This window comes from Bacillus sp. SH5-2, from assembly GCF_008368905.1.
Taxonomy (GTDB): Bacteria; Bacillota; Bacilli; order Bacillales; family Bacillaceae_G; genus Bacillus_A; species Bacillus_A luti.
The window spans coordinates 1-17,828 of sequence record NZ_QOSD01000007.1 but is presented as its reverse complement, the minus strand read 5'-3'; the positions used below and the strand labels follow the sequence as shown (position 1 = coordinate 17,828).

The window sequence follows — 17,828 nt, the reverse complement described above, 5'->3', positions numbered from 1 at the left end:
CGGTTGTCAACCTGTTAAAATATCTTCATTCGGATATTTTATTTTCCGGTTCTTTTTACGTGCAAAGGAAAAAGCCAATGTTAAAGGTCCCATTTTCCCAAAAAACATCATAAAGATAATAATAGCTTTTCCGATCATAGTTAAATGGGGAGTTAAATTCATACTGAGACCAACAGTACCGAATGCTGAAAATACTTCGAAAGCACTCATCAATAGAGGAACACGCTCAGTAATACTCAAAATCAAAATAGCAAAAAAGATAAATGAAATGGAAATAATAGTAATGGTTAATGATTTGACAATGAGAGTATCTTTAATGGATTTTTTAAACACGACAATATCATCTTGTTCTTGTAAAAATTTAAATACGCCAAAAAACATAATTAAAAATGTCGTTAACTTAATTCCACCACCAGTTGAAGCACTACCGGCACCAATAAACATAAGGAGCATCATTAATAGTAGGGAAGGTTTGGATAATGCAGAAATATCAACCGTATTAAACCCTGCAGTTCGCGTTGAAATTGCTTGGAAATAAGCGGCCATTCCTTCTTCAAAGGGAGTAAACCCTCTCATAGAAAGGGAGTTATGGAACTCGAATATAAAAATAAACACGGTAGCAATAATATTGACGATTAGAGTAGAAGAAAGCATGAGTTTTGAATGTAAAGTAAGATTTTTAAAGTTTTTCTTTCTTTTTATATCTACGATTACTGTAAACCCAATCCCGCCTAAAATGATGAGAGAGGAAATAACAAGATTGACAAGAATACTATGGGAATGGGACATTAAGTTATCACTCCACACAGAAAAACCAGCATTGTTAAAGGCTGAGATTGAATGAAAAAAGCTATAATATAGCCCTTTAGCAATCCCGTATTTTGGTACCCATTCAAAAGAGAGAAACAAAGTAGCAATACATTCGACTGTAAAAGAGAATAAAAATAATGCTTTGGCAAGACGAATGACACCGCCAATATTCGTCTGATTTAACGCTTGTTGTAGTAAAATTCGGTTTTGAAGCCCGATTTTTCTGCCGAGCATAATGGCAATTAAAACAGCAAAGCTCATAATGCCAAGTCCACCCACTTGTATAAGCGTTAAAATGACACACTGTCCAAACAAAGTAAACACTTTTCCAGTATCCACAACACCAAGCCCAGTAACAGTACAAGCAGAAACGGTTGTAAATAAGGCATCGAGCCATGAAATAGACGTTGTTGTAGCAATTGGTAATTTTAATAAGCATGTGCCCACAATTGATAACACAATGAAAGATAAAGTAAGAACGCGGGGAGGACTCATGCTAATATTAATCCGTTTCATGTCACATATCGCTCCTTTTGGTTTGCTTTTACTAGTATGTGAAAAAGCGCTATTATGTATGTTAAAAATAGAAAGAGGCAGAGAATATCTGCCTCTAAGCCATATGTTATAGTATTATCCACGTAATTGTTGTTGAGCTAAAGCAACAAGGCGTTTTGTTACTTCACCGCCAACTGAACCGTTAGATCGAGATGCTGTATTAGATCCTAAGCTAACACCGAATTCTTGTGCAATTTCATATTTAAATTGTTCAAGCGCTTGTTCTGCACCTGGAACTAGTAATTTGTTTGTTTTTACCATGTTGATACACATCCTTATGAGTAGTCCAGTTTAGCAAAGAACTATTTAAACTGGTAACGTTATTTTATGTGAAAACGATGTGTACATACCCGGAAGTAATCGGTGTGATTAGAAGTTCTTGGATAGAAAAAAGAGTAGCAAATTTGCTACTCTTTTTTCAGTATTGTCGCTGTACCTTCTACGACAATATCACCTGATTGATTATAGATGTTTGTTTGTAATGTAATGATTTTTTTATCATCCCGTTTTTTAATAACTTCTGCCACTACACGAAGTGTATCGCCGATTTTGACAGGAGCACGGAATGAAACGTTTTGAGATAAGTAAATCGTATTTTTGCCTGGGAGTTTCGTTCCAAGGATGGTAGAAATAAAACTGGAAACGAGCATGCCATGGGCAATACGCTCTTTAAACATTGTCGTTTTTGCAAACGAATCTAAAATATGAATGGGATTGACATCTCCAGTCAATTTTGCAAAATTGATAACGTCCTCATCCGTAATTTGTTTTGTTAAAGATGCTTGATCACCGACTTGAATCTCATCATAACGAAGCTCCGGAACAGTTTGTGCTTCTTGAAATGGATTCATTTTGTCCTCCTTCTTTTCCATATCGAAAAATGCCAGCCATCTTGATGTAGTAGGAGGAAGAAAGAGTTTTGTTTGTGCTGCGGTTAGTTGCCACATTTTTCTTACTTGATGGAAGTAAATAGATTTTTTGAGTTTTCCTCGAATTGCTTTGCGAGTTCTAGTTGTTTGGCTTTGAACTCTCCCAAAAAAACTTCTAACTGTTTTTGAACCTCTTCACGTTGCGTTTGTTGTTGTTCGATAAAGTGTTTTGTTGTTTCTTCAAATTGACCGCTAGTTTGAGTAAGAATAGACAGAGATGTTTTCGTAGGAGAAACAGTAAGTTGGTGCATTTGAGTAGAAAGCTCATTCCATTTTTCTTGCCACTCGTTAATTTGATCATTTAAGGAGTTTCCAGTTAATTGCTTTACGTAATCCGTATATTGGTTATTGAACTGAGCAGTGAATTGTTGTAGTTCTTTTTCTAGTTCATCTACTCCTGATGTTAATTTATGCAGAGCGTCTTGTTGTTGTTTTAACGTTTCTAAAGTCAGTTGTTCTAATTGTTTCCCAGCTGAAGAGAAAAGGGAAAGAGATTGAGACCAGTTTTTCCAAAATGCATCGACTAATTCGTATGGCTTAGTTTCCATTGTTTGACCCCCAAATGTTTTTTTGCATATTGTGAACGCAGATTAATCTGCTGTACCACCAGGTGAAGATGAAGAATCCTTTTCATCCTTTTCTGGAGAAGTAGAAAATGGAAAGAATGCATTGGTGTATAACGTGAAAAACGTCCGCAGCATATTTTGGTAATGCTCAAAAGAAGTTGCACATGTTGTTAAATATTGCTCTCCATATTCAGTTAAAGAATAAATCCTTTTTGCTGGCCCTCCATCGCTTGTATCCCAAGTAGAAGAAATAAGGTTTTCTTTTTCTAATTTGCGTAGTGTTCTATACACATTACCTTGGTCAACAGAAGAAAAGCCGATATCCATTAGCATTTGAATAAGTTTGTAACCATGAAGACTCCAGTCTTTTAGACAGAGAAGTAAGAAGGGAACTAAGAAGTTTTTTGGCATGGAGTTTGGTTGTTTCGCTTGGTTGCTTTCCAAACTTTCGCGTTGTTCTGGTTCATTTTGTAGCATGATTGTGCATCACCTCATGAATCAGTAAGATGGAATTTTTTGCTTATAAGTGCAATTTACACCTATCTGTTTTTAATGTCAATACATTTGTTGGAAAATAAAGAAAAATAAAATATAGACTTGAAGTTTTATTCAGAATATTAGAAAATAGTGAATAGGTTGAATTGTTTCAAAAACGAAAAAGGGAGTGTAGGTAAAGTGATTGATCAAAAATTCGATCCACTACAAGCATGGAAAAATGCTTATGAACAAACCGAAACATTTTGGGGAAAAGCGCTCAATGAAACAATTAAAACAGAAGAATATTCTGCTTGGATGGGCAGCGTTCTAGATTTGAATTTGTTTTATCAAAAAGCATTAAATGATACGACAAAAAGCTATTTAGAACAAGTAAATGTGCCGACAAAAGAGGATATTGCAAGAGTGGCTACGCTTGTTATTAACTTGGAAAATAAAGTAGATAACATCGAGGAGTTTCTAGAGGAGAAAGTAGATTCTTTAGGACAAGCTCCTACATTAAAGCGTGATGTTACGAAAGTAAAACAAGATATTCGTACGTTAGAAACGAAAGTTGATCAAATTTTAGAATTGCTAGAAAAGCAAAATGCGGTACTAGCTAAATTACAAGCACCTGTAAAAGAAGAAGTAAAACCTGCGAATAAGCCGGAAAATAAAAAATGATAAAAGCGTTTGTTTATAACGTGTAAGAGAGACAGGGAGAATCTCTTTTTCATGTATAAACAACGAAACATAATTAATATATGGACTCTATTCATATGAGTACCGAAATGATTCATAACAATCGTTCACAAATTCATTTAAGGGGGAAAAGAAATGGTTCAATTAAATGGCAAAGTAGCAATCGTAACAGGTGGGGCAAAAGGAATTGGAAAAGCAATTACAGTAGCATTAGCACAAGAGGGCGCTAAAGTTGTTATTAATTATAACAGCAGTAAAGAAGCGGCTGAAAATTTAGTAAATGAACTAGGAAAAGAAGGACATGACGTTTATGCAGTTCAAGCGGATGTTTCTAAAGTAGAAGATGCAAACCGTCTTGTAGAAGAAGCTGTGAATCATTTTGGTAAAGTTGATATTCTTGTTAATAATGCTGGTATTACAAGAGATCGTACATTCAAAAAGTTAAATCGTGAAGATTGGGAGCGCGTAATTGACGTGAACTTAAGCAGTGTATTTAATACGACAAGTGCGGTACTTCCATACATAACGGAAGCAGAAGAAGGAAGAATCATTAGTATTTCTTCTATTATCGGTCAAGCTGGTGGATTTGGACAAACAAACTATTCAGCAGCGAAAGCAGGTATGCTAGGATTTACAAAATCATTAGCGTTAGAACTTGCAAAAACAAATGTAACTGTAAACGCAATTTGCCCAGGATTTATTGATACTGAAATGGTAGCAGAAGTACCGGAAGAAGTACGTCAAAAAATCGTTGCGAAAATCCCGAAAAAACGTTTTGGTCAAGCTGATGAAATTGCAAAAGGTGTAGTATACCTATGCCGTGACGGTGCTTATATCACAGGTCAGCAATTAAATATTAACGGCGGATTATACATGTAATGAAGTAAGAAAAAAGTGCATATCCATAGCAGGAATGCACTTCTTTTTTTTAGAAAGAAATCGACCGAAAAGGAGATAGAAAAATGACTACATTCGTAACAGAATGGGAAAAGCAATTAGAGTTGTACCCAGAAGAATATCGCAAAGCATATCGTCGTGTGAAAAGAGCGAGTGAAATTTTATTACGCGAACCAGAACCACAAGTTGGTTTAACACCAAAAGAGGTTATTTGGACGAAGAATAAAACGAAGCTTTATCGTTACATTCCAAAACAAGAAAAAACACAGAGAGTACCAATCTTATTAATATATGCTCTTATTAATAAGCCATATATTATGGATTTAACTCCAGGAAATAGTTTAGTGGAATATTTAGTAGATCGTGGTTTTGATGTGTATATGCTAGATTGGGGCACATTTGGTTTAGAAGATAGTCATTTGAAATTCGATGATTTCGTGTTCGATTATATTGCGAAAGCAGTGAAAAAAGTAATGCGAACTGCAAAATCGGACGAGATTTCTTTACTTGGTTATTGCATGGGTGGAACGTTAACATCTATTTATGCAGCACTTCATCCGCACATGCCAATTCGTAATTTAATTTTCATGACAAGTCCTTTTGATTTCTCTGAAACAGGATTATATGGTCCTTTACTAGATGAAAAATATTTCAATTTAGATAAAGCGGTTGATACATTCGGAAACATTCCACCAGAAATGATTGATTTCGGAAACAAGATGTTAAAGCCAATTACAAACTTTGTTGGTCCATATGTTGCTTTAGTTGATCGCTCAGAAAATGAGCGCTTCGTCGAAAGTTGGAAATTAGTTCAAAAGTGGGTTGGCGATGGTATTCCGTTCCCAGGTGAATCATATAGACAGTGGATTCGTGATTTCTATCAAAATAATAAACTGGTTAAGGGTGAACTCGTTATTCGCGGACAAAAGGTAGACCTTGCAAATATTAAGGCTAATGTCTTAAATATTTCCGCAAAGCGTGATCATATTGCTCTGCCATGTCAAGTAGAAGCTTTACTTGATCATATTTCTAGCACAGATAAACAATATGTATGTTTACCAACAGGACATATGTCTATCGTTTACGGTGGAACAGCTGTAAAACAAACATATCCGACGATTGGAAATTGGCTTGAAGAGCGTTCGAATTAAAAATAAAAAAGTCCAACTAGCGCACGTTAGTTGGATTTTTTTATGGGAAATAACAAAACATAGAAAGGAGAAATTTACATTGTAGGAGTATAATTATGAAACTTATGACTGGTAAGTTGTTTTGGAATACAGACGTTTCTGTACCTTGTTATCCACCGTTAGAAAGTGATATGATATGTGATGTGCTCGTAGTGGGAAGTGGGGAAGCAGGCGCTCATATAGCGTATTCGTTAGCGAAAATTGGAATGAGTGTTACGCTCATTGAAAAAAGAGCAATCGCATGTGGTAGCACAGCTGCTAATACAGGTTTATTACAATTTCTTCATGATAAATCGTTAACCTCTCTAATTCATACATTTGGTAAAGAAAAAGGGGTACGGGCATATAGACTCTGTTATGAAGCGTTAAGAACAATGGAGAAAGTTGTGCCAACTCTCGATATAAATCCACATTTTATTCCACGAAATAGTTTGTATTATGCAAGTAAAAGTGAAGATGTTTCATTTTTACAAGAGGAATATAATACGTTACATGAGTATGGATTTCCAGTTGAATACTTTGCAGAATCTGATATTAAAAAACATTATTCTTTTATAAGAAAAGCAGCGCTATATACGCATGGTGATGCTGAGGTGAATCCATATTTATTAGCGCATAGTCTCTTGCATAAAGCAAATCAAATGGGAGCCACTATACATGAACATACAGAGGCAATACATATAAAAAAACTTCAAAATGATTTAATATGTTATACGAAAGCAGGAAATCAAATCGTAGCAAAGAATATTATTATGGCTACAGGTTATGAAGCACTTTTTGGAAAAAAAGAAAAAAATATAACAGTAGAAACATCTTATGCAGTTGTGACAAATGAGGTAGATCATTTTGAGGGATGGCATGAGCAATCATTAATTTGGGAAACAGCACGTCCTTATTTGTATTTTCGAACGTGTCAAAAACGCATTATTATAGGTGGATTAGATGAAGCAATGCAAATTCAAGCAGTTGGTGATACGAAATTATTGCATAAGCGCGATATCCTTATTAACATTGTAAAAGAAATGTTTCCGCAGTATAAAAATATACAGGCAGAGTACTATTGGGCAGCAGCATTTGGGGGAAGTCATGATGGTCTCCCTATATTAAAAGAAGATCCGCATATACATAATTTATTTTATGCATTGCCGTATGGAGGTAATGGAACTGTGTATGGTATGGTGTTTGCCAAATTATTTGAGCAGTTATTTACAAATAAAGAAAACGAAGATTTTTCTTTATTTAATCGATAGAAAAAAGGTAGCGAAGTGATGGAATGAGAGATATAAAAAAGTTTTTACAAAAATTACGTCCTGTACAACTCATTGTTTTGTTTTATTTATTAGCAGTAGTCGTATCAGTGATATTACTTAGTTTACCGTTTGTTACGAAGGCTGGTGTGAAATGGACGTTTATCGACGCCTTATTTACATCCGTTAGTGCAGTAAGTGTTACGGGATTATCTGTTGTTACAATTTCAGATACATTTACTACAGCAGGCATTATTGTTTTAGCCCTTATTTTGCAATTGGGCGGTTTAGGAATTATGGCGCTTGGTACATTTGTTTGGATAATCACGGGGAAAAAGATTGGTTTGCAGAGAAGAAGATTAATTATGGCAGACCATAATCAAGGGAATTTATCGGGGCTTGTAGAATTGATGCGTTCTATTTTAATTGTAATTATTTCAATAGAACTTATTGGAGCGATACTGTTAGGGACAAGATTTCTACTTTACTTTCCGACTTGGCAAGAAGCTTATTTCCACGGTTTCTTTGCGGCTGTTAGTGCAACGACGAACGGTGGATTTGATTTAACAGGACAATCATTAATTCCGTATAAAAAAGATTATATTGTTCAAATGATTCATATGTTGCTTATTATTTTAGGAGCTATCGGCTTTCCTGTATTAATGGAAGTGAAGCAATTTCTTAGTAAAAGGAGACAGCAACTATTTCGTTTTTCATTATTTACAAAACTGACGACGACAACATTTTTTGCACTCGTTGTTGTTGGAACTATTATGATTTTTTTACTAGAACGCAATCATTTTTTAGTAGGGAAATCATGGCATGAAACGGTATTTTATACATTATTCCAATCTGTGACGACGCGAAGTGGTGGACTTGCTACAATGGATATACGCGAACTGTCACAACCGACGCTTTTGTTTATGAGTATATTAATGTTTATCGGGGCATCACCAAGTTCGGTTGGGGGCGGAATACGTACGACAACATTTGCTGTTAGCATCTTATCGCTATACACGTTTGCCAGGGGCGGGAGAACAGTTAGAGTCTTCAAACGTCAGCTACATGAAGAGGACGTACTGAAAGCATCAGTCGTTATGACGATGGGGATTTTATTATGTGCCACAGCGTTATTCATTTTATCTATTACGGAAAATGTGCCACTTATGAGCTTAATCGTTGAAGTTTGTTCGGCCTTTGGAACGACAGGACTATCAACGGGTATTACGCCAGATTTAACAACTGTAGGTAAACTTGTACTCATTGTACTCATGTTTATTGGACGTGTTGGTATTTTAACATTTATTTTAGCTAGCGGTGGAAGGGAACAGCCGCCACGCTATAAATATCCGAAAGAGCGAATCATTATTGGATAGCATATGAAACCATTCTACCTATGTTAGGTAGAATGGTTTTTTAGTCATTAATGCCAAATTGCGGATGCATAAAAGCCTCATTCTTATTGTCCACTTCTTTTTTTAGCAACTCTTGATTTTCTTCTGAAACCCACCCAATATCATTTGTAGGATGGATCCATTCTTCTCCAGCCATAATGGCAGGATCTACTTCATCACTCCAATTGTGAAGTGGACTGTTCTCGGAATCATATTTACTGTCTCCGATTACGACGTCATATTGATTTATGAAAGGTTGTTGCATTTTCTTTCCTGTTCCTTTAAAAGATGGAAAATTCATTTGATGGGGGAGCGTTTCGTCTAAAATTGGGGACTGAATCTCTTCTTTCTTCTTCAAAATCATCGCTCCTTTTTAATCATTTGTTCATATGTAGTATTTCCATCTAGCGGCTCTTATGTACTTGTTAACACTTGCCAGTAATAATTATTTCAGCTTGCTTCAAACTAGAGTAGAAAGTGAATTTTTGAGAGCAGGTGAATGTATTGGTAAAAAGAAAAGTGAAGCAAAATGCGGCAATCAATAATAATAAAACTCCGAAAGAAAGCTTACCAGATGCAGAATTTGCATTAGAGTACGAAGGAGAAAATAGCGCAAAGTATGCAAATCGTAATTCAAAAAAAGGTAAACAAAAATGAGGCGTTTTTTACAAACGCCTCATTTTTTTGTGGGATTATAAAGGTTTTTTTAATTGTTTGTAAATTTTGTGTTTTCTATTAGCAGAAAAATATGAAAAAACATAGAAGTAGCAACGTATTACACAAAAACAAACAACAAACAAAAGATTAATGTTGGTTTAATACTGCTTTTACACTAGTTGTTTATATTTGAGTTGTACATAAGATTTGTAAAAGGAGAGAGAGACAGTGAAAAAAACAATCTTTAAAGCTGTAGCAACTGGAATGGTATTTTCGTTATTAATGGGGTGTGGTGCAAAGAAAGAAGAAAGTGCTGGGGCGAAAGTAAAAGATGATAAATTATCTGGATCATTAACTGTTTACACAGCGATTGAAGAAGAACTTGTACCAATTTATCTTGATTCTTTTAAAAAGAAATATCCCGATGTGAAGTTGAACATTGTACGTGATTCAACAGGAGTTATTACAGCGAAATTGCTAGCGGAAGGAAAAAATACACAAGCAGATGTTGTATGGGGAACTGCTGCATCAAGTCTATTAGCTTTAGATAAAAAAGATATGTTAAAAGGATACTCTCCAAAAGGAGCAGATCGTGTTCTTCCGCAATTTAAAGATGATAAGCAACCGGAAAAATGGGTAGGAAATACTGCATTTATGACGGGGATTGCTGTAAATAAAGAAGAATTGAAAAAGAAAAATTTACCAATGCCGGAATCGTATGAAGATTTAACGAAACCAGAGTATAAAGGAACGCTTGTTATGCCACATCCAGCATCTTCGGGAACAGGATTCTTAACAGTTTCTGCATGGTTACAAATTATGGGCGAAGATAAAGGCTGGGATTACATGAAGAAACTTCATGATAATATGGCAACTTATACTCATTCAGGTTCAAAACCAGCGAAATTAGCAGGTGCAGGTGAATATCCAGTGGGCGTATCGATGGTTTATAGTGCTTTGAAAGAGAAGCAAAAAGGTGCACCAGTTGAAGTTGTATTGCCGAAAGAAGGATTAGGTTGGGAAGTAGAAGCGAACGCACTTATTAAAAAAGATAATGCCAAAAATGAAAAATTAGCGCAAGCATTTTTAGATTGGGCAATTACGGATGATGTAATGAAGTTGTACTTCGAGAAAAATGGATTTGCGACAATTAAAAATGATTATAAACTTCCAGATGGATTCCCGAAAGATGTAACGGAAAAGTTATACAAAAAGAATGACTTTAAGTGGGCAGCAGAAAATCGCGACAAAATTTTAGAAAAATGGGAAAAAGAGTTTGGCCAAAAAGCAGAACCGAAAAAGTAAGTGAGTGGGAGAGAGAAAAAATGAGCGAATATTTATCAATTCAACACATTCAAAAACAGTTTGATGCATTTACAGCGTTAAAAGATGTTTCTTTTACTGTGAAAAAAAATGAGTTTGTATGTTTATTAGGCCCAAGTGGCTGTGGGAAAACAACATTGCTTCGAATTTTAGCAGGGCTAGAAGAGGCAACAACAGGTAGTATAGCTGTGAATGGAAAAGATATTACAGCATTACCTCCTGGAAAGAGGAATTTCGGAATGGTGTTTCAATCATATGCATTATTTCCGAATTTAACAGCACTTGAAAACATTGAATACGGCTTAAAGACAAAAAAATATGGAAAAGCAGCAGTAAAAGAGAAGGCGCTATCGGCGTTAGAACTAGTTGATTTACTGAATGTAAAAGATAAATACCCTGCTCAAATGTCTGGTGGACAACAGCAGCGAGTAGCACTTGCACGTGCACTCGCTCTGTCTCCGGATATTTTGTTACTCGATGAGCCGTTATCAGCTTTAGATGCAAAAGTACGTGAAAAGTTACGTAGAGAAATGCGTGATTTGCAAGAAAAAGTAGGAGTAACAACTATTATGGTCACGCATGATCAAGAAGAGGCATTAACGATGGCTGATAAAATTGTTGTAATGAATCATGCGGAAATTATGCAGATTGGCACACCAGAGGAAATTTATCAAAGACCAGCCAATCCGTTTGTGGCAGATTTTATTGGTTCTATTAACTTCTTTTCGAAAAATAACGAAGAACATGCAATTCGTCCGGAACATGTAACAGTGGTACAAAATAATGGTATTAAAACAATTGTAGAAAGCATGGAGTTTCGCGGATCTGTATACCGGACAGAAGTGCGAGTTATAGATGAGAAAACACATCTATATAATGAGAAAATCGTTGTAGATATATTAGCCTCAGAAGTAGAAAAAACAGCTATTAGGAAAGGAAAGCCGATTCAAATCTCTTTCTCAGAAAATCATATGTTGTCATATGGGAAGAAGGTTGTTGTATAGATGGAGATGTTAGAAGATTTAAAGGTAGAAAGTACGAAAAAAAAGATTAAGAGACGTATCGGTAAAGAAGAGTGGATACAAAGACTATTAATTATTGGTATGATTCTTGCTTTTTTGATCATGCTTGTATTGCCACTATTACAATTGTTTACACAAGCTTTTTATGATAAAGATGGAGCTTTCATTGGTGTTGCGAATTTCAGTAAATATTTCACAACACCAACGTTAGTTCAATCATTACAAAATACGATATGGATTTCGGGCGCGACAACAATTATTGCAGTGACACTTGCTTTCGCTTACGCCTATGCGATCGCTCGTACGAATGTATTTGGGAAGCGTGTATTTCAATACGTAGCGTTATTACCATTATTCGCACCGACGATGATGCATGGTATCGCACTTACATATTTATTTGGTAATCAAGGATTAGTAACGAAAGGAATGTTTGGCTTATTTGAAGGAATACAAATCCCTTTATATGGACCAGTAGGAATTGTGATGGCTGAAGTTATGTATACATTTCCGCAAGCATTTCTTATATTATTAATTGCTTTCCAAGGTTCTGATTATCGTTTATATGAAGCTTCTAATATGTTGGGAGCGAGTAAAATAAAGCAATTTTTCACTGTTACTTTACCTAGTGTAAAGTACGGATTAATTAGTGCGATGTTTGTTGTGTTTACACTTAGTTTTACTGATTTTGGCGCACCAAAAATTGTTGGTGGGCAATATAATGTACTTGCTACTGATGTATACAAACAAGTAATTGGACAACAAAATATGCCGATGGGTGCAACTGTCGGAATGATTTTATTAATCCCGGCTATATTTGCGTTTGCAGTTGATCGTATTACGCAAAGAAAGCAGGCAAATTTCTTATCTTCAAAAGCAGTGCCATATAGAATAACGGCTAATAAGAAAAGAGATGTAGTCTCATTCATATATTGTAGTGTGATTACACTTATGATCATTCTTTTATTTGTGGCAGTTGGTATTGCGGCAAGTGTGAAAGTATGGCCATATAATATGAGTTTTACATTTGAGCATTTTAATTTTTCGAGTTTAACAGGAGATGGACTTGAAGCATTTAAAAATAGTGTAATTGTCTCAGCAATTACAGCAGTTATTGGGGCAATCTTAACATTTATGTTCGCATATGCGATTGAGAAAATAGATCAGCTACAGTTTTTCCGAAAAACAGGCTACTTTTTCTCGATCGTACCTTTAGCAATTCCAGGTCTAGTACTTGGATTGGGATACGTCTTTTTCTTTAGTCAACCAACGATTCAAATACTTGGACTTTCAGTAACGAATCCGTTTCATTCTCTATACGGAACAATCGCTGTGCTAGTACTAGTCAATATCATTCATTTTTATTCTGTAACATTTGTTACAGCAACGACAGCTTTAAAGAAATTAGATCGAGAGTTTGAACTTGTTTCACAGTCGATGGGAATTCCGTTTTATAAAACATTCTTTCGAGTAACAGTACCGATGTGTTTACCGGCGATTTTAGAAATGGTAATGTACTACTTCGTAAATTCAATGGTAACTGTCTCGGCAGTCGTATTCCTATATGCAGCTGATTTTAAACTAGCTGCTGTATCAATTGTAAATATGGATGATGCAGGAAATGTAGCGCCAGCAGCTGCAATGAGTGTACTTATTGTTGTTACAAATATTGTAGTAAGAGTTGTATATGAATGGGGAACGAAAGCACTTCGTAACCGAACTTCACAATGGCAAAAACGATAAATAAGAAGGGTGATGGATTGAATGAAAATAGAAGCAGTTATTTTTGATTGGGCAGGTACGACAGTTGATTATGGATGTTTTGCACCACTGGAAGTATTTATGGAGATTTTCCATAAACGCGGTGTTGAAATTACTGCAGAAGAAGCTCGTAAGCCAATGGGGTTATTAAAAATTGATCATGTTAGGGCATTAACAGAGATGCCTCGTATTGCGAGTGAGTGGAATCGTGTTTTCGGACAATTACCAACAGAAGCAGATATCCAGGAGATGTATGAAGAATTTGAAGAAATTCTCTTCGCTATTTTACCGCGCTATGCGTCGCCGATTAATGGAGTAAAAAAAGTGATTGCTTCTTTACGTGAAAGAGGAATTAAAATTGGTTCAACGACTGGTTATACGAGAGAAATGATGGATATTGTAGCAAGAGAAGCAGAGCTACAAGGGTATAAACCTGATTTTCTTGTAACGCCAGATGATGTTCCAGCGGGTCGTCCATATCCGTGGATGTGTTATAAAAATGCGATGGAACTTGGTGTATATCCAATGAATCATATGATAAAAGTTGGAGACACGGTATCGGATATGAAAGAGGGAAGAAATGCTGGAATGTGGACAGTTGGTGTAATTCTTGGCAGTAGCGAGCTTGGTTTAACGGAAGAAGAAGTGGAGAATATGGATTCGGTAGAACTTCGTGAAAAAATAGAAGTAGTTCGCAATCGTTTCGTTGAAAATGGGGCGCACTTTACGATAGAAACGATGCAGGAACTCGAAAGCGTAATGGAACATATCGAGAAACAAGAACTTATTATTTCATAAAAGGGGAATAGGATCATGACTGAAAATCACTACTTATTATTAACGCCAGGACCATTAACGACAACAAATACAGTAAAAGAAGTTATGTTATACGATTGGTGTACGTGGGATGCTGAATATAACACGATGGTGCAAGATGTAAGAGCTAAACTTGTATCGTTAGCAACGAAGGAAGAAGAAAAATATACGACTGTTCTCATGCAAGGAAGCGGTACGTTTTCAGTTGAAGCAGTAATTGGTTCTGTTATTCCTAGAAATGGAAAGTTGCTTGTTTGTACAAATGGTGCGTACGGTAAGCGAATTGTACAAATGGCAGAGATGTTACATATAGATGTGGTGGTTAGTCAAACGGAAGAATGGGAGCCTACTAATATTGCAGAAGTAGAAAAGATATTACAACAAGATAAAGAGATTACACATATTGCAGTTGTTCATTGTGAAACAACAACAGGTATTATCAATCCAATTGTAGATGTATGTAAATTAGGGAAGCAATATGGAAAAGTAACACTAGTTGATGCAATGAGTAGTTTTGGTGGCATTGAAATAGATATCGCTGAGTTGCAAATGGACTTTCTAATTAGTAGTGCGAATAAATGTATTCAAGGAGTTCCAGGGTTCGGTTTTGTTATTGCAAAACGCGATGAATTGTTGAAATGTAAAGGGCAGGCACGTTCATTATCTTTAGATTTATACGATCAGTGGGAAACGATGGAAAATCAAAATGGGAAATGGCGTTTTACGTCACCTACACATGTTGTACATGCTTTTTATCAAGCTTTGCTTGAATTAGAAGAAGAGGGTGGGATAAGAGCACGTTACAATCGATATTACAACAATCAAAAGTTATTGGTGAATAGAATGAAAGAAATTGGTTTTCAGGCATTAGTAGATGAGAAATATCAATCTCCTATTATTACATCTTTCATTTATCCAGAAGAGAACTTCGAGTTTCAACAGTTATATAACGAATTAAAGCGCTATGGATTTGTTATTTATCCTGGGAAAATTTCAAAAGTAGATACGTTCCGCATTGGAAATATCGGTGATGTACATGAGGCAGACATAAATCGTTTAGTTGATAGTATCGCTAAAGGAGTTGTTATAGGATGAAAGTATTTTGCTTAGGTGGAGCAGGTAAAATTTGTCGTGAAGCAATTTTGGATTTAGTGCAATTTTCATCTTTTGAGACGATTACAGTAGCTGATTTTAATGAAGAAGAGGGCCTTAAAGTAGTAGAATGGCTCAACGATCCTCGCGTTGATTTTGTGAAAGTAGATGTAACAAATCATGAGGATACAGTTGCAAAAATGAAGGGCTATGACATTGTAATGGATGGTACGACAATTAAGTTAAATGGATTGTCTACTCGATGTATTGCAGAAGCAGGTTGTCATGGTGTGAACTTGAACGGATTTGGTGAAGAAAATGATTCGCATTCTATATTTGTTCAAAATGGAAAAATATGTTTACCTGGATTTGGTATGACGCCAGGTGTAACGCAAATGATGGCGATGCATGCAGCAAATCAGCTAGATACTGTAGAGTCAGTTCGTGTAAGTCATGGTTCATATCGTCCGATTGCTTTTTCTGCATCCATTACAGAGACAACGACATATGAGTATGATCCACATTTGCCATCGCGTACAGTGTATGAAGATGGTGAGTTTAAGCAAGCACCTCCGTTTGCGCGTCCGAGAGAAATCGAATTACCGGCGCCTTATGGTAAGGCAACGCAGTATATCATACCGCATTCGGAAACAATTACATTAGCAAAAGCACTAGAAAATAAAGGTGTCAAACTGATAGAGACGAGAGGAACTTGGCCAAAGCAAAATATGCAGCTCGTACGTGCTTTATATGATTATGGTATATTACGTAATGATCGGATTGAAATAAATGGGGAAGAAATCGGTATCATGGATTGTATTTCGAAATATTTATTGGAATCGAAAGAAGGTCAAGAGACGGAAGTTTACGGTTATGCACTTCATGTAGAAGTAATAGGTATGAAAAATAATGAGAAGCAAAGGCATGTATTGTATCATACGCATCCGTTATCTGATGGATCTATTGCAGGATGGGAAAAATTAAGGGCGTATACGAGAAATGTTGGTATTCCGTTTGGGATTGCTACAGAGCTAATTGCAAATGGAAATGTAAATAGAGTTGGTATTGTTACACCCGAAGAAGCCTTTGAGAATCCACAAATGATTTTTGATGAGTTAGAAAAGCGTGGTATTCATATTCATGAAGAGGTTTCTACTTACAAAGAAAAGTATAACTTTGTATAAGCAAGGAAGTTTATGAGGTAGATATAAATGGGGTGAAGCTATGTCTGTAGTAGGAGAAGAAAGAAAACGAACCATTCTTGAAAAGGTAGAGTTTAAAGGGAAAGTGAAAGTTTCAGAATTAGCGAGAGAATTTGCTGTATCAACAGAAACAATTCGTCGATATTTAGAAGAATTAGATCGTGAAAAGAAGCTGAAGAAAGTGTATGGTGGAGCTGTTCAACTTCCTGGTGCTGGGGTAGAGGCACCGATGTTAGAGAGAGAAATGCTGCATATAGAAGAGAAGAAAAGAATTGGTTATAAAGCAGCAACGTTTGTGGAAGATGGAGATGTTATTGCGATTGATGATGGGAGTACACCACTTCAAATGGTACCATATCTTGTTCATCGTAAAAATTTAACGATAGTTACGAGCTCTTTTCCAGTTGCAACACAATTAATTTCTTCTATTAATAAAAAGATGTTTCACGGCGAAGTTTTATTTATTGGCGGGAAAGTATCTCCAAAGCATTCACGCGTATCAGGGTCTATTTCTCAGCAAGTAATTCATCAATTTCATTTTCATAAAGCGTTTATTTCGATGGATGGGTTATTGCCTAGTTTTGGAGTTTCCAGCTTTGAATTAGAAAAAGCAAAACTGTCAGAAGCGATGATGAAATTAGCGGAAAAAACATATATTCTATGTGATCATACAAAGGTAGGCGTAAAAGGGAATTATCGAATAGCAGCATTTTCTCGTATTCAGCATGTTATTTGTGATAAAAAAATGCCATATAGTTTTGAAGAAGAAGCTAAAAAGCATAATATTCAATGGACAGTTTGCTAAATAAAGTGACAGTAAGACTCCCACCTAATTTTTTGGTGGGAGTCTTACTGTCCATAAATAAAGGAATAAAAGATTTGCATTTATGCAAAAAATGGACACATTTTCTTGTTTCCTTCATATAATTTACCAATATAAAAAAAGTTGGTCGGAGGAAAGAAGGGGTAATATGTCAGAACGGATTTATAACAAACTTGTATTGTATACAAATATCCTACAAAAAATCGGTGTAATCAATGAGAAGGAAAAAAGTGAAATTCTTCATACGTTAAGTAAAAAAGCCCTTTAGATAAAGGGTTTTTTATTTTTTATATTTATAAATAAAAATTTAATGTAATATTACCATTGACATTGATAATGATATTCATTATCATATATTGTAAGTAATTGAT

Annotated in this window: 19 protein-coding genes; 13 read left to right on the top strand and 6 right to left on the bottom strand. The window is 35.6% G+C overall.

What is annotated here, in order from left to right; genetic code table 11:
- Nucleotides 1–6: 6 nt before the first annotated feature.
- The 5 genes from DN410_RS06435 to phaQ all read right to left on the bottom strand — a co-directional run bounded on the left by DN410_RS06435 (nt 7) and on the right by phaQ (nt 3,337).
- Complete coding sequence (locus DN410_RS06435) at nt 7–1,326, bottom strand: TrkH family potassium uptake protein (RefSeq protein ID WP_149175860.1); 1,320 nt, start codon at nt 1,324–1,326, stop codon at nt 7–9.
- A 114-nt stretch (nt 1,327–1,440) separates the two neighbouring features.
- Nucleotides 1,441–1,626, bottom strand: a complete 186-nt coding sequence (locus DN410_RS06430) for an alpha/beta-type small acid-soluble spore protein (protein ID WP_000241212.1) — start codon at nt 1,624–1,626, stop codon at nt 1,441–1,443.
- A 146-nt stretch (nt 1,627–1,772) separates the two neighbouring features.
- Complete coding sequence (locus tag DN410_RS06425) at nt 1,773–2,216, bottom strand: MaoC family dehydratase (protein WP_071709900.1); 444 nt, start codon at nt 2,214–2,216, stop codon at nt 1,773–1,775.
- Between the two features lie 101 nt (nt 2,217–2,317).
- Complete coding sequence (gene phaP / locus DN410_RS06420; protein ID WP_071709899.1) at nt 2,318–2,842, bottom strand: polyhydroxyalkanoic acid inclusion protein PhaP; 525 nt, start codon at nt 2,840–2,842, stop codon at nt 2,318–2,320.
- A gap of 42 nt (nt 2,843–2,884) precedes the next feature.
- Nucleotides 2,885–3,337: a poly-beta-hydroxybutyrate-responsive repressor gene (phaQ, locus tag DN410_RS06415; RefSeq protein ID WP_149175859.1), complete on the bottom strand. Its 453-nt coding sequence runs from the start codon at nt 3,335–3,337 to the stop codon at nt 2,885–2,887.
- Between the two features lie 198 nt (nt 3,338–3,535).
- Here phaQ and phaR point away from each other — a divergent pair, with 198 nt between their 5' ends.
- From phaR to DN410_RS06390, 5 genes are all read left to right on the top strand, one after another.
- Nucleotides 3,536–4,018, top strand: coding sequence for a polyhydroxyalkanoic acid synthase subunit PhaR (gene phaR, locus DN410_RS06410; protein ID WP_149175858.1), 483 nt, complete (start codon nt 3,536–3,538; stop codon nt 4,016–4,018).
- A 153-nt stretch (nt 4,019–4,171) separates the two neighbouring features.
- The gene (locus DN410_RS06405; RefSeq protein WP_000250412.1) at nt 4,172–4,915 is read left to right on the top strand and encodes an acetoacetyl-CoA reductase; all 744 of its coding nucleotides are present in this window, start codon (nt 4,172–4,174) and stop codon (nt 4,913–4,915) included.
- A gap of 83 nt (nt 4,916–4,998) precedes the next feature.
- A complete protein-coding gene (phaC, locus tag DN410_RS06400; RefSeq protein WP_000206837.1) occupies nt 4,999–6,084 on the top strand; it encodes a class III poly(R)-hydroxyalkanoic acid synthase subunit PhaC in 1,086 nt (361 codons plus the stop codon).
- A 95-nt stretch (nt 6,085–6,179) separates the two neighbouring features.
- Nucleotides 6,180–7,373 (top strand): NAD(P)/FAD-dependent oxidoreductase, encoded by a 1,194-nt coding sequence (locus DN410_RS06395; protein WP_149175857.1) that lies wholly within the window; start codon nt 6,180–6,182, stop codon nt 7,371–7,373.
- A gap of 23 nt (nt 7,374–7,396) precedes the next feature.
- Entirely contained in the window at nt 7,397–8,746 is a 1,350-nt protein-coding gene (locus tag DN410_RS06390; RefSeq protein ID WP_149175856.1) for a TrkH family potassium uptake protein, read from the top strand.
- Between the two features lie 40 nt (nt 8,747–8,786).
- Here the strand turns inward: DN410_RS06390 and DN410_RS06385 are convergent, their stop codons facing one another.
- The gene (locus tag DN410_RS06385) at nt 8,787–9,122 is read right to left on the bottom strand and encodes a DUF3905 domain-containing protein (protein ID WP_149175855.1); all 336 of its coding nucleotides are present in this window, start codon (nt 9,120–9,122) and stop codon (nt 8,787–8,789) included.
- Nucleotides 9,123–9,268: 146 nt separating this feature from the next.
- On the opposite strand from DN410_RS06385, the gene DN410_RS27860 reads away from it, so the two are divergent.
- The 8 genes from DN410_RS27860 to DN410_RS06345 all read left to right on the top strand — a co-directional run bounded on the left by DN410_RS27860 (nt 9,269) and on the right by DN410_RS06345 (nt 17,439).
- Nucleotides 9,269–9,421 (top strand): hypothetical protein, encoded by a 153-nt coding sequence (locus tag DN410_RS27860; protein ID WP_000240799.1) that lies wholly within the window; start codon nt 9,269–9,271, stop codon nt 9,419–9,421.
- 228 nt (nt 9,422–9,649) lie between these two features.
- Nucleotides 9,650–10,726 carry a putative 2-aminoethylphosphonate ABC transporter substrate-binding protein gene (locus DN410_RS06375; protein ID WP_044741031.1) on the top strand — a complete coding sequence of 359 codons (1,077 nt, stop codon included), beginning with the start codon at nt 9,650–9,652 and terminating at the stop codon, nt 10,724–10,726.
- 20 nt (nt 10,727–10,746) lie between these two features.
- Nucleotides 10,747–11,748 (top strand): putative 2-aminoethylphosphonate ABC transporter ATP-binding protein, encoded by a 1,002-nt coding sequence (locus DN410_RS06370; RefSeq protein ID WP_149175854.1) that lies wholly within the window; start codon nt 10,747–10,749, stop codon nt 11,746–11,748.
- Nucleotides 11,749–13,506: a putative 2-aminoethylphosphonate ABC transporter permease subunit gene (locus tag DN410_RS06365; RefSeq protein ID WP_149175853.1), complete on the top strand. Its 1,758-nt coding sequence runs from the start codon at nt 11,749–11,751 to the stop codon at nt 13,504–13,506.
- Between the two features lie 21 nt (nt 13,507–13,527).
- Complete coding sequence (gene phnX / locus DN410_RS06360) at nt 13,528–14,322, top strand: phosphonoacetaldehyde hydrolase (RefSeq protein WP_149175852.1); 795 nt, start codon at nt 13,528–13,530, stop codon at nt 14,320–14,322.
- A 15-nt stretch (nt 14,323–14,337) separates the two neighbouring features.
- On the top strand, nt 14,338–15,435 hold the full coding sequence (gene phnW / locus DN410_RS06355; RefSeq protein ID WP_149175851.1) for a 2-aminoethylphosphonate--pyruvate transaminase: 1,098 nt from the start codon (nt 14,338–14,340) through the stop codon (nt 15,433–15,435).
- The gene (locus tag DN410_RS06350; RefSeq protein WP_149175850.1) at nt 15,432–16,616 is read left to right on the top strand and encodes a saccharopine dehydrogenase family protein; all 1,185 of its coding nucleotides are present in this window, start codon (nt 15,432–15,434) and stop codon (nt 16,614–16,616) included. Before phnW ends, DN410_RS06350 begins: the two co-directional genes overlap by 4 nt.
- A gap of 40 nt (nt 16,617–16,656) precedes the next feature.
- Entirely contained in the window at nt 16,657–17,439 is a 783-nt protein-coding gene (locus DN410_RS06345) for a DeoR/GlpR family DNA-binding transcription regulator (protein WP_000117664.1), read from the top strand.
- Nucleotides 17,440–17,828: the final 389 nt, after the last annotated feature.

Excerpts from the sequence above, each read along its gene's own strand:
- DN410_RS06345 (WP_000117664.1), top strand. The coding sequence starts at position 16,657 with ATGTCTGTAGTAGGAGAAGAAAGAAAACGAACCATTCTTGAAAAGGTA.
- DN410_RS06425 (WP_071709900.1), bottom strand. The coding sequence starts at position 2,216 with ATGAATCCATTTCAAGAAGCACAAACTGTTCCGGAGCTTCGTTATGAT.
- phnW (WP_149175851.1), top strand. The coding sequence starts at position 14,338 with ATGACTGAAAATCACTACTTATTATTAACGCCAGGACCATTAACGACA.
- DN410_RS06350 (WP_149175850.1), top strand. The coding sequence starts at position 15,432 with ATGAAAGTATTTTGCTTAGGTGGAGCAGGTAAAATTTGTCGTGAAGCA.
- phaQ (WP_149175859.1), bottom strand. The coding sequence starts at position 3,337 with ATGCTACAAAATGAACCAGAACAACGCGAAAGTTTGGAAAGCAACCAA.
- DN410_RS06435 (WP_149175860.1), bottom strand. The coding sequence starts at position 1,326 with ATGAAACGGATTAATATTAGCATGAGTCCTCCCCGCGTTCTTACTTTA.
- DN410_RS06370 (WP_149175854.1), top strand. The coding sequence starts at position 10,747 with ATGAGCGAATATTTATCAATTCAACACATTCAAAAACAGTTTGATGCA.
- phnX (WP_149175852.1), top strand. The coding sequence starts at position 13,528 with ATGAAAATAGAAGCAGTTATTTTTGATTGGGCAGGTACGACAGTTGAT.
- phaP (WP_071709899.1), bottom strand. The coding sequence starts at position 2,842 with ATGGAAACTAAGCCATACGAATTAGTCGATGCATTTTGGAAAAACTGG.
- DN410_RS06405 (WP_000250412.1), top strand. The coding sequence starts at position 4,172 with ATGGTTCAATTAAATGGCAAAGTAGCAATCGTAACAGGTGGGGCAAAA.
- phaC (WP_000206837.1), top strand. The coding sequence starts at position 4,999 with ATGACTACATTCGTAACAGAATGGGAAAAGCAATTAGAGTTGTACCCA.
- DN410_RS06395 (WP_149175857.1), top strand. The coding sequence starts at position 6,180 with ATGAAACTTATGACTGGTAAGTTGTTTTGGAATACAGACGTTTCTGTA.
- DN410_RS06430 (WP_000241212.1), bottom strand. The coding sequence starts at position 1,626 with ATGGTAAAAACAAACAAATTACTAGTTCCAGGTGCAGAACAAGCGCTT.
- DN410_RS06390 (WP_149175856.1), top strand. The coding sequence starts at position 7,397 with ATGAGAGATATAAAAAAGTTTTTACAAAAATTACGTCCTGTACAACTC.
- DN410_RS06365 (WP_149175853.1), top strand. The coding sequence starts at position 11,749 with ATGGAGATGTTAGAAGATTTAAAGGTAGAAAGTACGAAAAAAAAGATT.